Origin of the sequence: Marinobacter sp. F3R08 (assembly GCF_018860425.1) — a bacterium.
GTDB lineage: Bacteria > Pseudomonadota > Gammaproteobacteria > Pseudomonadales > Oleiphilaceae > Marinobacter.
This window is the reverse complement of the sequence record NZ_JAHKPI010000020.1, coordinates 269,433-285,194: the sequence shown is the minus strand read 5'-3', so window position 1 is coordinate 285,194 and position 15,762 is coordinate 269,433. Positions and strand designations below refer to the sequence as shown.

At 57.3% G+C, this 15,762-nt stretch carries 16 protein-coding genes; 5 read left to right on the top strand and 11 right to left on the bottom strand.

Translation table 11 applies throughout. The annotated features are described in order from the left end of the window. Window positions 1-25 precede the first annotated feature (25 nt). Both KO499_RS13635 and KO499_RS13630 read right to left on the bottom strand, forming a co-directional pair. Complete coding sequence (locus KO499_RS13635) at window positions 26-1,084, bottom strand: ABC transporter permease (protein ID WP_215984300.1); 1,059 nt, start codon at window positions 1,082-1,084, stop codon at window positions 26-28. After that, window positions 1,081-2,637, bottom strand: a complete 1,557-nt coding sequence (locus tag KO499_RS13630) for an ABC transporter ATP-binding protein (protein WP_215984299.1) — start codon at window positions 2,635-2,637, stop codon at window positions 1,081-1,083. The genes KO499_RS13635 and KO499_RS13630 overlap by 4 nt, the downstream gene beginning before the upstream one ends. A gap of 281 nt (window positions 2,638-2,918) precedes the next feature. On the opposite strand from KO499_RS13630, the gene KO499_RS13625 reads away from it, so the two are divergent. Next, the gene (locus tag KO499_RS13625) at window positions 2,919-3,653 is read left to right on the top strand and encodes a GntR family transcriptional regulator (protein WP_215984298.1); all 735 of its coding nucleotides are present in this window, start codon (window positions 2,919-2,921) and stop codon (window positions 3,651-3,653) included. Between the two features lie 39 nt (window positions 3,654-3,692). Next, entirely contained in the window at window positions 3,693-4,694 is a 1,002-nt protein-coding gene (locus KO499_RS13620; RefSeq protein ID WP_215984297.1) for a formamidase, read from the top strand. A 31-nt stretch (window positions 4,695-4,725) separates the two neighbouring features. Here KO499_RS13620 and KO499_RS13615 read toward each other — a convergent pair whose 3' ends face one another. From KO499_RS13615 to rutR, 9 genes are all read right to left on the bottom strand, one after another. Then, on the bottom strand, window positions 4,726-5,367 hold the full coding sequence (locus KO499_RS13615; protein WP_215984296.1) for an isochorismatase family protein: 642 nt from the start codon (window positions 5,365-5,367) through the stop codon (window positions 4,726-4,728). 2 nt (window positions 5,368-5,369) lie between these two features. Then, entirely contained in the window at window positions 5,370-6,155 is a 786-nt protein-coding gene (locus tag KO499_RS13610) for an SDR family NAD(P)-dependent oxidoreductase (RefSeq protein WP_215984295.1), read from the bottom strand. Between the two features lie 43 nt (window positions 6,156-6,198). After that, a complete protein-coding gene (locus KO499_RS13605; RefSeq protein WP_215984294.1) occupies window positions 6,199-7,125 on the bottom strand; it encodes an ABC transporter permease in 927 nt (308 codons plus the stop codon). A 2-nt stretch (window positions 7,126-7,127) separates the two neighbouring features. Continuing rightward, window positions 7,128-8,219: an ABC transporter permease gene (locus tag KO499_RS13600; protein WP_215984293.1), complete on the bottom strand. Its 1,092-nt coding sequence runs from the start codon at window positions 8,217-8,219 to the stop codon at window positions 7,128-7,130. Further along, window positions 8,212-9,732 (bottom strand): ABC transporter ATP-binding protein, encoded by a 1,521-nt coding sequence (locus KO499_RS13595; protein WP_215984292.1) that lies wholly within the window; start codon window positions 9,730-9,732, stop codon window positions 8,212-8,214. The genes KO499_RS13600 and KO499_RS13595 overlap by 8 nt, the downstream gene beginning before the upstream one ends. After that, complete coding sequence (locus KO499_RS13590; RefSeq protein WP_215984291.1) at window positions 9,729-10,817, bottom strand: BMP family ABC transporter substrate-binding protein; 1,089 nt, start codon at window positions 10,815-10,817, stop codon at window positions 9,729-9,731. The genes KO499_RS13595 and KO499_RS13590 overlap by 4 nt, the downstream gene beginning before the upstream one ends. 32 nt (window positions 10,818-10,849) lie before the next feature. Beyond that, complete coding sequence (locus tag KO499_RS13585) at window positions 10,850-11,236, bottom strand: VOC family protein (RefSeq protein WP_215984290.1); 387 nt, start codon at window positions 11,234-11,236, stop codon at window positions 10,850-10,852. Between the two features lies 1 nt (window position 11,237). Beyond that, a complete protein-coding gene (locus KO499_RS13580; protein WP_215984289.1) occupies window positions 11,238-12,248 on the bottom strand; it encodes an isopenicillin N synthase family dioxygenase in 1,011 nt (336 codons plus the stop codon). A 241-nt stretch (window positions 12,249-12,489) separates the two neighbouring features. Then, complete coding sequence (gene rutR, locus KO499_RS13575) at window positions 12,490-13,182, bottom strand: HTH-type transcriptional regulator RutR (RefSeq protein WP_323133348.1); 693 nt, start codon at window positions 13,180-13,182, stop codon at window positions 12,490-12,492. Window positions 13,183-13,482: 300 nt separating this feature from the next. Between rutR and rutA the strand changes: the two genes are divergently transcribed. From rutA to rutC, 3 genes are read left to right on the top strand one after another with little or no spacing between them, the layout of a single operon-like run. Beyond that, window positions 13,483-14,574: a pyrimidine utilization protein A gene (gene rutA / locus KO499_RS13570; protein ID WP_215984515.1), complete on the top strand. Its 1,092-nt coding sequence runs from the start codon at window positions 13,483-13,485 to the stop codon at window positions 14,572-14,574. Next, the gene (gene rutB / locus KO499_RS13565) at window positions 14,571-15,341 is read left to right on the top strand and encodes a pyrimidine utilization protein B (RefSeq protein ID WP_215984288.1); all 771 of its coding nucleotides are present in this window, start codon (window positions 14,571-14,573) and stop codon (window positions 15,339-15,341) included. The genes rutA and rutB overlap by 4 nt, the downstream gene beginning before the upstream one ends. A 16-nt stretch (window positions 15,342-15,357) precedes the next feature. Beyond that, a complete protein-coding gene (gene rutC, locus KO499_RS13560; RefSeq protein WP_215984287.1) occupies window positions 15,358-15,744 on the top strand; it encodes a pyrimidine utilization protein C in 387 nt (128 codons plus the stop codon). Window positions 15,745-15,762: the final 18 nt, after the last annotated feature.

The window sequence follows — 15,762 nt, the reverse complement described above, 5'->3', positions numbered from 1 at the left end:
TGAATAGCTGTCGGGCCTGGCGCGATCAGGCCTTGGGGCGATTGGGCCACAGGCTGGCAACAGCCAGCACGATGATGAACAGCAGCGCCTGTAGAATATCGGCGCTGGCCTTGGGGAGCTGGGCGTACAACTGGAGCGAGTCGGCAGACGCCAGAAGGCCACCCATCAGCACCGATAACGGGATAATGCGAAGGAAGTGCTGGCCGGCGAGCCAGGCAACCAGGAAGCCCGTCATGCCGTAGCCGCTGGCAAGACCGTCCTGCAGGCGGTTCTGGATCACCGAGGCTTCGGCGATACCGGCGAGGCCGGCCAGCAGCCCGCCGATGGCCATCACGATCAGCACGTTGCGTTCATAGGAAATACCGGCGGTGGCGCCGACGCGCGGATTGCTGCGACTGACCTGGAGACCGAGTCCCCAGCGACTGCGGGTCACCAGAATGTGAAGCATGATGGCCGCAACCACTCCGAATATCAGTCCCATGTGAACCCGGGTATCAAAGAACTGGGGCAGGATGGCGCCTTGCGGGAACTCGATGGTGGCCGGCCAGCCCAGTGAATTCGGGTTCTTCCAGGGACCATGGACTACAAAACTCACCAGTAACACGCCCACGTAGTTCAGTAGCAGGGTTGAGATGGTTTCGTTGACACCAAGACGGGTCTTGAGCAATCCGGGAATGACGCCCCAAAGGGCGCCGCCTGCCATGGCGCCCATCAGCATGAGTGGCATCAGCAGCCAGCCGGGCTGGTCAACGGCGGCCAGCACAGCGCCGGTGCCGAACAGGGCGCCAAGGTAGAGCTGACCCTCGCCGCCGACACTGATCAGACCGAGTCGGGCAGGCAATGCGACGGCCAGTGCCGTCAGCAGGATGGGAGCGGTCTTGACCAGGGTCTCACTGAATGAATAGCCATCGCCGAAGGCCCCCATGACCATTTCCTGAAACAGGGATATGGATTCCCGGCCATTGATTGCAAAGAACGTCAGTGCCGCCAGCACAAACGTGGCCGCCATGATAAGCACTGCGCCGGTGGGGCCTCTTAGCAGCCGCAGCCCGAATCTGACGGCCGGTTGGGTGGTTATTGTCATGATGCAATTCTCGCTTGAGGTTCAGCGGGTGCCGGGTCAGCGGTGGGAAGGTGTTCTCCGGTCATGGCCCGGCCGATGTCGAGGCGATCGAACTGGTCCGGGTTGAACAGTCCCGAGATGCGTCCGCCCTGAAGTACGGCAATCCGGTGGGCGTAGGACATGAGGTCATCGAGATCCTCTGAAATCCATAGCACGGCTGCGCCCTCGCGGGCTTTTGTGAAAAGAGCCTGATAAATGTCATGGGCCGCACCAGCGTCCAGTCCCATGGTGGGGTAAGCTGCGACAATCAGATCCCTCGGGCCTTCCAGTTCACGCCCGACCACCAGTTTCTGAAGGTTGCCTCCGGAAAGTTGTCCGGCGCCCAGCGCCGGATTGTCAGGACGAACCTGATAACGGCGGATGATGTCCCTGGTTTTTTCCTCTTCCGGGCCCCAGGCAGGAAAGAAACGCAGTTGCCGGAAATGGGACAGAGCCACGTTGACGGTCAACGACAGATCGCCGGCCACCGCGTTCACGGCCGGTTGCTCAGGTATGTATGCAACCCGGTCAGAGGTTTTCGGGGCACGGCTGGCGGACTGGAGTACCACGCCATCAATAATGACTTCGCCACGGGAAAGCGGGACCAGGCCAACCAGCGCGTCTGCCAGCAGATGCTGGCCGTTACCGGAAACCCCGGCAATACCAAGGATCTCTCCCGGCCCGATATCCAGGCTGATGTTGTCAATGGACTGGACGCCATGGTTTGCATGGAGCCCACGAAGACTGATTCGTGGCGGCTTGCCAGCGAGGTCGGGGTCCCGATGTGTGTCGATGTCGGAGCGTTGACTGCTGTCTCCCATCATCAGGCTGACCAGTGAGGCCTCACTGCAGTTCTCTCTGGTCAGAGCCTGTACCATTTTGCCGGCACGCATCACGACCACTCTGTGGGCGCAGGCCATGACGTCCTGCATTTTGTGGGTGATCAGAACAATACTTCTTCCGGCTTCGGCCATTTTTCGGATCAGCCCCCAGAGTCGTTCCGCTTCCTGTGGTGGCAGAACCGACGTTGGTTCATCCAGTATCAGAACCTTGGCATTCAGATTCAGCACCTTGACCAGTTCCAGCAGTTGGCGCTGGCCCACGGATAGATCGCGTACCAGGGTATTGGGGTCCAGGCCGGGCGCGAGTTCCTCCAGGTAGGCGAGTACGTTCTGCTGAGAGGCGCCTTCGCCAAACAGCCGGCGGAACGTCCAGAAGGGTGGCCTGGGATAGGCCAGTAACAGGTTGTCCAGCACCGACAGTGCCGGTACCAGATTGAACTGCTGGAACACCATGCCGATGCCCAGTGACATGGCCTTCTGCGGGGAGTCGATGAGAGTTTCACGACCGTTGACAAGAATGCTGCCTTCGTCCGGCGTGTAGAGCCCGAACAGCATCTTCATCAGGGTGCTCTTGCCGGCGCCGTTTTCGCCGAGCAGCGCGATGACTTCTCCCTCGCGGATGTCCAGGGAGATGCCGTCATTGGCCGTGACCTCCCCGAACCGCTTGGTGATGTTGTAAAGCTGAATCTCCATGGAACCGTGCCTTGGCTACAAATCTTTGTTGTATACAAGGGTGCATGGTTCATGCCACGTTGACGAAGAGGTGCATGGTTCTGGCAAGGAAGACACTCATATTCCTGTCGCGTGTTGGAAAAGTACAAGAAAACAGAAAGTTGATGGCGACACGATGGTGCGTTGATTGATGGTAATGCATTATTTTGGTGCGATCCTGGGTTCTCGGTGGTGTGCCATAGTGATTGAAATTCAATGGGACTTGGATAAGATGTATGCAACGAGATGACAAGGAAAGAATCGTGAGTGAATCATTCAGGAAAGGAACCACAGGCAGCATCTACCAGACTCTGCGTCAGAGCATCATGAATCTGGAGCTATATCCTGGTAGCCGGGTTACTGAAACCGAGCTGGCCCAGCACTTCGGAGTGAGCCGAACTCCGGTTCGGGAAGCGTTGCAGCGCCTGGCGGTGGAAGGCTACCTTACGATCCGTCCCAAGCACGGCTGTTATATCCGCCAGCTCGACGTATTTGAGCTGGCGGAGTACTACGATGTCCGGGTTGGTCTGGAATTGGAAGGTATTGCTTTGATGGGGCAGCGTATTCCCTATCGGGAGGTGGCGCAGCTGGCGGAGGATTGGGATCCCCAGCAGGCCCGCTATGGCATGTCTGGCTCCGAAGAGTTCAAGGACGCCGAGGAACTGTTCCATATAAGGCTGGCCGAGCTCTGTGGCAACCCGATTCTGGTGCAATACCTGCGAGACGTTAACAATCATATTCGGATTGTGCGTCGTCTGGGCCTGCCGGACCAGGACAGTGTCATGCAGACCTACCGGGAGCACCATGAGATCTGCCAACGTATCCTGGCCAATGATCTGGAAGGCGCAACCGTAATGTTGCGGGCCCATATCCACGAAAGCCAGGCGAAGAGCCGGGAAGTGACCCTGGCCCAACTGCAAATGCGCCGGCGTGAGCGGGGCTTGGGGACCGATGCCGGTACGGCCTCTGCAACGCCTGGCACGCTTCCTGCTCATTAGCTTCCGACATCATCTAAACATCATGTGAGAGGAAGCGTAATGAGCGGATTTGGTGGTTTGAACAAGTCCCCGAACGGGGTGGTGATCGGGCTGGTGCAGCTGCAATTGCCAGATGTGGCCACCCCGGAACAACTGGCAGCCCAGACCCGCCGGGTATGTGAGCTGGTGGGGAAAGCCCGTCGGCAGTCTCCGGTGATGGATCTGGTGGTATTCCCCGAATACTGCCTGCATGGTCTTTCGATGAACATTGACCCCGCCATCATGTGTGATCGTGACGGCCCGGAGATGGATGCTTTCCGGGAAGCCTGCCGAGAGCATGACATCTGGGGCTGTTTCTCCATTATGGAGAGCAATCCCGGAGGGAACCCCTACAACACCGGTGTCATTATCGATAACACCGGCGAGGTGCAGCTGTTCTATCGCAAGCTTCATCCCTGGGTGCCGGTGGAACCGTGGGAACCGGGCAACCTGGGAATCCCGGTCTGCGATGGACCCAATGGCAGCCGTCTGTCACTGGCTATCTGCCACGATGGTATGTTCCCGGAAGTGGCGCGCGAGTGCGCCTACAAAGGGGCGAACATCATGCTGCGGACCGCAGGATACACGCCACCCATCCGTCATGCCTGGAAGATCACTAACCAGGCGAACGCGTTCTGCAATCTTATGGTCACTGCCAACGTCTGTCTGGCCGGTACAGATGGTACCTTCAACTCCATGGGTGAGGGCATGGTGGTCAACTTCGATGGCGTGCCTATGGTGGAAGGAAGTGGCTTTGCCGACGAAATCATTACCGCGGAAGTGCGGCCAGATCTGGTGGACGAAGCCCGTATTCACTGGGGTGTCGAGAACAACATTTACCAGCTCGGCCATCGTGGGTATGTGGCGGTAAAGGGTGGTGCCGGAGATTGCCCGTACACCTTCATGCAGGACATGGTGAGGGGCGAATACCGTTTGCCATGGGACGGTGATGTCAAAGTGGTGGACGGCCGGGACTTTGGTTTCGCCCCTCCCGAGCGCAAGTATGAGTCCGGTCAGGAGTAGCTTCTGATTTGATGACCTGACGGGCCGGGAGTTACTCCCGGCTCTGCAGCCTCTGCACAATATCATCCGTGCTTGTCACCTCACCGAACTCGTAGGCAAAGGTGGTCAGCGCGACCTTCTGAACCTCGTCTGCAGTAACGGCCCCCCAGCCAAGATCGGGATAGGGCATGGCGGCGCTGGCATCGCTCAGCGCGATAACCTTGTATTCCCGGTGAACGGCGTCGCGTATGGTGGTGTCACAGCAAACATTGGTGACGGTGCCACAAACGATCAGGGTATCCACATCCCGGGAACGTAGAATGGTGTCCAGATCGGTTCCGTGAAAGCCGCTGTAGAAGAGCTTGTCCACCACCACATCTCCGGTCAGTGGCGCAAGCTGCTCGATAATCTCAACCATGGGGTTGTCACGCGCCAAAACCTCGTCGACATCCGGATACATATCGCTCATGCGCCCGGTGTCACTGCCGTCACCGCGAACGATGTGACGCAGATAGACAACGGGGACGCCGTTCTTCCGGCAAACGTCGGCCAGTTGCTGAATTCGTGGCGTGATTGCTGTTGTCGATGGAACGTAAAGATCTCCGTCGGGCTCACAGAAAACTCGCTGCATGTCCACCACAATCAGGGCGGTACGACCGGTGACGACCGGCCAGGCGTATCTGAGTTTCGGCATGTTCAGGCTTCCTGTTCGTGGCTCGGGCTCTGTTCGCGATGAATGGCATAGGGCCCCCAGGCTTGCCGTACCGGTACCATTTCCACCCGATTGATATTGATGTGGTCGGGCAGGTTGGCGATGTGGGCAATCTGCTCGGCAATGTCCTCGGCGGACAACGGCACGGTTCCCTCGTAAACAGAATTTGCTGCGGCCTTGTTGCCGCTATTACGAACTACCGAAAACTCGGTTTCGGCAATGCCAGGTGCCAGATCGGTGACGCGCACCCCGGTGCCCAGGAGGTCACAGCGCAGGTTGTAGGAGAACTGTTTGATAAACGCCTTGCTGGCACCGTATACATGGCTGCCAGGATACGGCCACTCACCGGCAGTGGAGCCGATGTTGATGATATTGGTACCGGCCCCGGTCTCAATCAGTGTGGGCAGCAGGGCATGGGTCACATTGACCACCCCGGTAATGTTGGTGTTGATCATGGTGTGCAGGTCGGAAAGCTGAACATCCTGCATGGCAGCCGGCGCCAGTGCCAAGCCGGCGTTGTTGACCAGGGTATGAATCTGACGAAAGCCTGAGGGCAGCGAGGCGATCGCCTGTGCCACCGCTTCGGCGTCCTGGACATCCAGTTTCAGAGGATGCACCGGTGTCAGGCATCCAAGCTCATCGGCCAGCGCGTAAAGGCGTTCTTCCCGGCGGCCGCAGATAACAATGGACCAACCGTCGGCGGCAAACCGCCGGGCCGTGGCGGCGCCAAAGCCGGAGGTTGCACCGGTGATAAACAGAGTCTTGCTCAAGGTATTCTCCTGGTGATCGGTAGGGTGTCTGTTCTGCGCCGGATCAGGTGCGCTCTTCCCGTATAAACGGTGTCCCCAGAGCACCGGGCTGACTGTTGCTGTCCCGCTTTGATGCTGCTACCCAGATCATGACACCAAGGGTGATGGCGTAAGGGGCCATGAACACAAAGTATTGTGATAGCTTGATGCCGGAAGCGGCCAGCTGAGGGATCAGCGCTTCAATGCAGCCAAACAGAATGGCTCCGGCCAGGGCTTTCCAGGGCGACCAGCGAGCGAAAATAACCAGTGCGACGGCAATCCATCCCCGGCCTGCGGTCATGTTCGAGATCCAGAGTTTGGTACTCAGAACGGCAATGAATGCCCCAGCCAGACCAATCAACGCGGCGCCGATCACAATAGCAGCCAGTCGGTAGCTTAGTACCGGGATGCCCGCAGCGTCTGCTGCCTGTGGATTTTCGCCTACGGCACGCATGCGCAGTCCCGGCGTGGTGCGATTGAGGGCCCAGACGGAAACCAGGAAAATCACGGGCACCAGATAGACCACGGGATTCTGAATGAAGAACCGGCCCAGGTAAGGCAGCTCGGAGAGTGGCCAGAATGCGATGGTTTCCAGTCCGGGCACAGGCTGGTTGGTCCAGCCCATCAGTGTTCCGGTCAGAGTTGTCAGTCCCTGGCAGAAGAACACCAGTACCAGACCCGAAATCACCTGGTTCATGCGCATGACCAGAACCATCAGGGCAAACAGCAGGGAAACCACGCTGGCGGCGATCATGGCCATGATCAACGCGAGGGCGGTATGTTCAAAGGTCAGGTAGGCGCCGATGCCGGCAACGGCACCAACCAGCATCAGGCCCTCGGCGCCGAGCGCAAGAACACCGGATTTTTCAGTAATGATCAGTCCCAGTGCCGCCAGGGCAAACGGGACAGCAAATTCAGGGATGTTACCCATCCAGCTTGAAATCAGGTCCATGATCAGTCCCCCCCCTGTACGCGGCGAATACGATGACGAATAAAGAAATCTGAGGAAGCGACGCAAATCACCAGTACGGCCTGGATCAGTTGCACCATGGCAAACGGGATCTGGTAGAACACCTGAAGGCTTCTGCCAGCGACGAACAGGGTGGCAATCAGCAACGCGGCGCAGGTGGCGGCAATGGGATTGTTCCGGGCCAGAAACGCGATCAGAATCCCGGAAAAGCCATAGCCCACATAAAAGGAGTGGGTGAGGCGTCCTTCCTGGCCCGCAGCGACCATAAGGCCAGCCAGTCCCGCCAGGGCTCCGGAAAAGAGCACTGCCATCAGGATGGTTTTGGCAACAGGAACCCCAACGGCACTGGCGACTTTCGGGCTCTTGTCCACGAACCGCAGATAGAGACCGGCGCGGGAGATGTTAACGAACCAGAGTACGAGCAGCGCTATGCCAATGGCGATGGGAATTGACAGGCTGAGGCCATTTCCCAACTCCGGCAGAAGCTCGAAGCTTTCATACTTGGGGGAGTAGGGGAACGCGTCCTTGGGGTCTTTCCAGGCTCCGTACATCAGGTGCAGCAATACGTTGATCGCAATGTAATTGAGCATCAGGGTCGAGACAATTTCATTAACCTGCAGTTTGAGCCTTAGAAGCACCGGGGCAACTGCCCACAACAGGCCGCAGGCCATGGCGGCAGCAATCATCAGTGGCAGGCGCATACTCGGGGCACCGATATCCCACATGGTGATGGCTGTGGCGCCGATCGCTCCGAAGATCATCTGGCCTTCCAGACCAAGGTTCCAGAACTTGGCCCGGAACGCCAGGCAGCCGGCCAGGCCCACCATGATCAGCGGTGAGGCCTGGAAGAGCACGGAGGTCAGGCTCTGACTATCAAACAGAGTGAGGATCACAAACTCGTTCAGCAGCTCGCCAGCCGGAACCCCCGCGACCACGAGGATGGTGCCGGAAATCAGCAGGCCCAGGATCATGGACCCGGCCAGAATCAGTGCCTGCCAGTGCCAGGCCATCTGCTGGCGGACTTCCAGGGTGTATCTGCGCTTTGTGAGCGGTCGTTGTAATGCAAAATCAGACATGGTTCACCATTGCTTGGCCAATGGCCTGACGATCGGCAGGCTGTGAAAACTCGGTCACGATACGTCCGGCGGACATGACGCCGATCCGGTCCGCCATGGCCATGACTTCGTCCAGATCCTCACTGATCAGGAGAACCGCTGCGCCACTATCCCGGGCCGCACGCAAGCGCTCCCTGACAGCTTCGGTCGCTTTGACGTCGAGGCCCCGGCTGGGACTGTGGGCCAGGACGAGCTTGGGGGGATGACTGAACTCCCGGGCGATGACCAGCTTTTGTGCGTTGCCCCCGGAGAGCAGTGCCGATTTCTGTTTCAGCGAGCGAACACCCTGGACATCGAACTGTCGAACGGCTTCCGCCGCGTCAGCTTCGATGGCTCCGGTTTTCAGATACCAGAACGGGCCGTATCGACCGGAATGGATGTCGCCCAGGGCAAAGTTGTCGGCGATAGAGAGCGGGCCGGCAAGGGCAGAACCATAACGGTCTGCAGGGATGGCGGCGACGCCGATAGCGCGGCGCCGGGCCGCATCGAAGTCCGCCAGATCGCCTTCGCCAATCAACTCCATGGTGCCTTCGACACCCTCTGGAATGCCCATCAGGGCGTTGGCCAGTTCGCTTTGTCCGTTACCGCCGACGCCGGCGATACCGTAAATTTCTCCCTTGTTCAGGGTCAGGTTCAGGCCATTCAGGGCCCGGTGGCCACCGGTGCTGGTGAGACCTTTGACGTTCAGATAAGGTTCACCGGGCGTCCGTTGCTCCACAGGAGCCGTCTGCTCCGGTGCTGATTCGCCGACGGTCAGCTTCACCAGTTCATCTACGGAAACCGAATCCGGCTTCAGGCTTTTAATGGTCCGGCCCGAGCGCATGATGGTGACCTGATCGGCATAGCGCAGAACGTCGTTCATCTTGTGGGTTACAAGGATGACCGCAGCGCCCTCCCGGGCGAAGCCGCGCACAGTGGTGAGCAGGTTTTCGGCTTCTTCTTCGGTAAGCACGGCGGTCGGCTCATCCAGAATCAGAATCTTGGCGCCGGCCAGCAGTACTTTCAGAATTTCCACGCGTTGTTGTTCTGCGATGGAAAGTTGATCAATACGGGCGTCGGGATCAATCCCGAATCCAATTCGCTCGGCCATGGCACGGATGTCGTCAGACACCCGGCGCAGGCGTTCCCGGTAAAGCCCGCTGGTCTGGATATGGCTCAGGTTCAGCAGGATATTCTCGGCAACGGTGAAGGGGGTCACCAGCTTGAAGTGCTGGTGAACCATTCCGATGCCGAGCTTGGCGGCTTCTTTCGGGCCTTTGAGTTTTACCGGGTTGTCATCGATGAACAGCGATCCGCCTTCCGGGCCATAGAGGCCGGCCACGATGTTCATCAGGGACGACTTTCCGGCTCCGTTTTCGCCGAGCAGGGCGTGAACTTCGCCCCACCTGGCGGTGAAATCAGCGTCGGACAGGGCCTTGAAACCGTCGAAGGTCTTGCTGACGCTGCTCAGCTGGATCGCGTTCTGTTTACTCATTGCTGCGTAATCACTCCGTCAACAAACCAGTCCATCTGCCACAGGGCGCCATCGGATACGACTTCGCCTTCTGCCGCGCGAACGGTGCCGTTCTGATCAGTCAGCGGGCCGGCATAGATCTCCAGCTCGCCATTCATCAGCTTCTCGCGGGCGGCCATGATCTTGGCTTCTTCTTCCTCATCAACGTTCGGCCCACAGCAGGCGATGTCGGTGCCGCCTTCTTTCATGGACAGCAGCGCACCATGAGGGGCTGGTACCCAGTTACCGGCGATGATTTTTTCCAGTTCGTTCTTCAGGAAGCGATCCCAGACCCAGACTGACGAACAAACCGTAGCCTTCGGTGCGAACTCGCGGAAATCACGATGGTGACCTGTGCCGTAGACGCCATTTTCCTGGGCAACCAGTTGCGGTGTCGGGGTGTCTACGTGCTGGCCGATGACATCGGCACCCTGATCGATCAGGGCCTTGGTTGCGGAGCGCTCTTTGGTGGGGTCATTCCAGGCGCCGGTATAGACCACGGTAACGGTTGCATCCGGGTTCATTTCACGGGCACCCATGGCGTAGGCATTGATAGTCCAGTTCACAACACCGAACGGGTTGGCGGCGACGAAGCCGAGCTTGCCGGATTCAGACGCTGCGCCGGCTGCCATGCCACAAAGGTACTGACTCTCGTAGGTACGGCCGTAGTAAGACAGCAGGTTGGGGCCGTTGGTGGTGCCAGAACCGTTCAGGAAGGCCACGTCCGGATAGTCTTCAGACAGTGATTTGAACGTATCGGAGTATCCGAAAGCCGTACCGATGATGATGTTGGCGCCGCGCTTGATAAAACGCTCGACGGCCGGCCGGATGGCCGAGGCAGATTCAGGAACGCTTTCCACGTACTGAATCTTGATATCCATCTCATCTTCCAGGCGCTGACGGGCTTCATCAAAAGCCTGGGTCCAGCCGCCGTCATTGGTCGGAGAGATATAGAGCATGGCGATCTTCGGGTCACTCTTGAGAGTGAAGCCCTCGGCGTGAGCGGTGTTCAACAGGCCCAGGAAACCGGCCAGTGCAAAGCAGGCACTGAATATGAGTTTTTTCATGTTGGTACTTCCTTTGGTTGGGAGAAACGGTTCTACATCATGTGATTGATTCGGAAAACGTTACCTTCCGGGTCCAGCAGTACAGACTGGTACCAGTTGTAATAGGTGGTGTAGGGCTCTTTGATGAGCGTTGCACCAGAGGCGAGAGCTTTGGGAACGTACTCGTCCACCTCTTCCTTGCTGTCCACATCAATGTTCAGCAGGAACTTGCAGCCTTTTGTGTCCGAGTAATCGTCGAGCTTGAGCAGTTCGTAGGCATCCAGCGCATTGAAACCGATGCAGGAACGCCCTGTGTCCAGGCCGCGGAAGATGGGTGAGCGGATCTCCGGGATTTCCTTGAACCCGAACAGATCCCGGTAGAAAACACTGAGAGCTTCTATATCTTTGGCGAAAACATTGACGTAAGAGAGCGTCCCCATATCAAGCTACCTCCTGGGTGCCACCAAAGGTGGTCTGTTTGACGAATTTGGATTTCAGGTGGTCACCGGAGCTGACAGCCGGGTATTTGCCTTTGCCAGCTTCGTCCAGACAACTGGGCAGACATTCGATCATGGCGTCGTAGTTTGGCTGGTGGAAAAAGACAATGGACTGGCGCGGCTCGGCGGTCTCGACGTCCAGCGGCGGATTGACAACACGGTGGAGGGTCGAGATCCACTGGTCATTGGTCCATCGCATCATGAGGTCGCCAATATTGACCGCGAAACTGCCTTCCACATAGGGCACGCTGACCCACTCCCCGTTCTGGTTGCATACCTGCAAACCGCCCGGTGAGTTGTCGGGTTTGACAATGGTCAGGCTGCCATAGTCGGTGTGGGCTCCTGCACGCATCTGGCCAGCTTCAATGTTTGTCCCCATGTTGGGGTAGCTGAGGGTGCGCAGCATGCTGATTTCTTTGTCGATCTTGTCGTCGAAGAAGTGCTCGTCCAGCTTGAGGGAGAGGGCGAAAATACGCATCAGCGAACGGGCCAGGTCGCTCATGGCATCGAAATAGTCTGAGTAGGCTTCTCTGAAGCCTTCAACGGTTTCCGGCCACACATTCGGCGCAAAGTGAGGACCTGCGGCAGCGCCCCGGTGGTATTCGTCGTCCGGCACGTCTGTGGGCCCGATGGAAAAGGATTCTTTCAGGTCTCCCGGCGCTGCTTCTTCCATCGAATAGGACAGGCTTTCTTCGGCAATGGCACTATAACCGCGCACCATATCAGGGCTGGGACGATCCACTTTCCGCTTTTCGGCCATGGGCTGGTTGAAAAACTTGCGGCTCAGTGAATAGACGCGATCCACCAGTTCGCTGGGAATTCCATGGTTGGTGATGACCAGGAAGCCAATATCCTTACAGGCCCTGTCGACCTCCTTCGCCACCTGGGCCTTGCCTTCAGGGGTGCCTTCGAAATAAGGGGCTAGGTCGATCGTTGGTACGTGTTGCAACTGCATGGCACAACCTCCTTCAATTCAGTTTTGCGAGAAGGGCCCGGATAGAAAAAAACAAAGGAGTCGTTCTCGCTCGCTGATTGACGTAGCAGCAAGCGTGCCATTTTTCGATTTTGTTAAAAAACAAGCAGTTAGCTATTTGTGAAAAATTGATCTGGATCAAATGGTCTAAATTAGAGCGTATGGTTCTAATTTGAGCCCAAATTAGGGGCAGGAGAGTTGCGGAGGGCGTGCTGCGCTCCGCTCAGCGGGGGCGGACGCCGTTAAGAATGATGGTTTCGAGGCTAGTGAGGGTTTCCTGAAAGAAGTCCGGGTCTTCCAGCGTTTTCCCTGCAACAGCCTCTACCTGTACGCGAAAGTCGGCGTAGTGCTGGGTGGTCGCCCACAGCGAAAAAACCAGGTGGTAAGGCTCTACGGGCGCCAGCTTGCCCTGATCAATCCAGGTCTGGATAACTTCTATTTTGTTCTCGACCAGATCGTGCAGTGGCTGTTGCAGTTCGGTCAGCATTAATGGCGCGCCCTGCATGACTTCCATGCAGAACAGCCGGGATTCGGCGGGGTGATCCCTCGAAAACTCCAGCTTGACCCGAACGTAATCCCTGATGGCCTCTATCGGATCCTGCTCGACCGTGAATGCCCGGAGCGGTTTGAGCCATAAATCCAGAAGCTCCCGAAGTACGCTGACATAGAGTTCTTCTTTATTACTGAAGTAATAGAAGAGGTTGGTCTTGGATACATCGGCCTGAAGTGCAATCTGGTCGATACTGGCGCCGTGCAATCCGTATTTCGAGAAGGTGCTTAGCGCAGCATCCAGAATAGTTGCCCGCTTCTTCTCGCTATTGCGCATCCGTCTGTTGAGCGCCGCAGCGGAAGGAACCCGTTGTGGCTTCCGTTTGCCCTCACTGGCTGTTTCCTTGCCCTTTCTTATGACGCTCACGTAGTTCTCCGCTGGATTGACCGGACGCACATTCTAGCACCGGATTTCCCGGTGAATAGGCCTTTTAGACGCTATCAGTCGGTTTGCCCCAAAAACGCCCGCAGTGCACAAACCGAGTGCTCTATTTCAGACCAAATGGTCTGAAATAATCAAAGAAAAAATCATAGATAATTGATTTAGCGCAATAAAACGCATTGTGGCCGGCATTATGCGTTGTTGTTGGGGAACGTGAGTCACAGGTGGTGGCCCCCGAGTGCGCCACCAGACCGGAAACATCAAGGAGAACCCATGAGCGAACAGATGAATATCGGCGTCTTCATTCCCATCGGCAACAATGGTTGGCTGATCTCGAAGAACGCGCCTCAGTACATGCCGACGTTCGAGTTGAACAAGGAGATTACCCAGAAAGCAGAGGGCTACGGCTTCGACTTCGCGCTGTCGATGATCAAACTGCGTGGGTTCGGCGGTGAAACTGAATTCTGGGAGCATAATCTGGAGTCGTTCACCCTGATGGCAGGCCTTGCTGCTGTCACCAGCAAAATCCAGTTGTTCGCTACTGCGGCAACGCTAACCATGCCGCCGGCCATTGTTGCTCGCATGGCTTCCACCATTGATTCCATCTCCAATGGTCGTTTCGGGGTGAATCTGGTGACAGGCTGGCAGAAACCGGAATACTCCCAGATGGGGCTATGGCCGGGCGATGAATTTTTCGGCTCCCGTTATGAGTATCTTGGTGAGTATGCCCAGGTACTGCGCGATCTCTGGGCGACTGGCCACAGTGATTTCAAAGGCGAGCATTTCCAGATGGATGATTGCCGTGTCAGCCCCGTACCGCAGGCTGACATGAAAGTTATCTGTGCCGGGCAGAGTGAGGCCGGGATGGCGTTTACCGCCAAATATGCCGATTACAACTTCTGCTTTGGTAAAGGGGTGAACACGCCAACTGCCTTTGCGCCAACCGTTGAACGCCTGGTGAAGGCTACCGAAGAAGCCCAGCGGGAGGTCAGTTCCGTCGCCCTGTTCATGGTGATTGCCGACAAGACCGATGAGGCGGCCCGGGCCAAGTGGGAATCCTACAAGGAAGGTGTCGATGAAGAGGCGGTGGCCTGGCTCGGTGAGCAGGGTGCCGCGGACAAGAAGTCCAAATCCGATACCAACATCCGTCAGATGGCGGATCCGACCTCCGCAGTGAACATCAATATGGGCACCCTGGTGGGTTCCTACGAGAACGTCGCACGCATGCTGGATGAAGTGGGTACGGTCGAGGGTGTCAGTGGGGTGATGCTGACCTTTGACGATTTTGTTCAGGGCATTGATGACTTCGGAAAATACATCCAGCCACTGATGAAAACGCGGGTACATGTCAACCAGCAGTTGGAGCAGGCCGTATGAGCATCGCCACGGAGAAATCGGGCTACGCCCTGAATACCGGTGCGGAACCGGTACTGGAATTGCCGGGAAAACCGGAACCCCTGAATGTCCGCGCCAGTGAGTCGGCGCTGGTTGTGGTGGATATGCAGAATGCGTATTCCACGGTTGGTGGTTACCTGGACCGGGCCGGATTCGATGTTTCCACAACCGGACCGGTCATCAAGCAGATCAGGAAAGCGATCACTGTGGCTCGGGCGGCCGGTATTCCGGTGATTTTCTTCCAGAATGGCTGGGATCCAGAGTACGTGGAAGCTGGTGGCCCCGGTTCCCCGAACTGGTACAAATCCAACGCCCTGAAAACCATGCGCAAAGAGCCGGAGCTCAATGGCAGCCTTCTTGCCAAGGGCACCTGGGATTATGACCTGGTGGACGAACTCCAGCCGCAGCCCGGCGATATTGTCATTCCCAAACCCCGTTACAGCGGTTTCTTCAATACCTCGTTTGACAGCGTTCTGCGCAGCCGGGGCATTCGCAACCTGATCTTCACCGGTATCGCGACCAACGTCTGTGTTGAATCGACCCTGAGAGACGGCTTTTTCCTGGAGTACTTCGGGGTAGTTCTGGCGGATGCCACGCACCAGGCTGGCCCGGAATTCGTCCAGCAGGCTGCGCTGTACAACATTGAAACGTTCTTCGGCTGGGTGTCCAGCACTGAAGATTTCTGCCAGACCTTCGGCGGCGCCACAGGCGACGCGGAAACGGCTCAAACTGAATTCACCACTGCATAAACGACGGAGATAGATCATGCCAAAGACTTCCATTATTCCCGAAGGTTCAGGAAAACCACTGGCTCCTTACGTCCCTGGCTCCATGGCTGATGGCGTTGTATACGTTTCCGGGACTTTGCCGTTCGACAAGGACACCAACGTGGTTCATGTCGGCGATGCAGAAGCCCAGACCCGGCACGTTCTGGAGATCATCAAAGGCGTTGTTGAAGCTGCCGGCGGAACCATGGACGACGTTACCTTCAACATGATCATGGTTACCGACTGGGATAACTACGCGGCCGTGAACAAGGTGTATGCCGAGTATTTTCCGGGAGAGAAACCGGCCCGTTACTGCATCCAGTGTGGCCTGGTAAAGCCGGATGCCTTGGTCGAAATCGCAAGTATTGCGCACGTAGGTAAATGATGACGGGCACCGCAAACC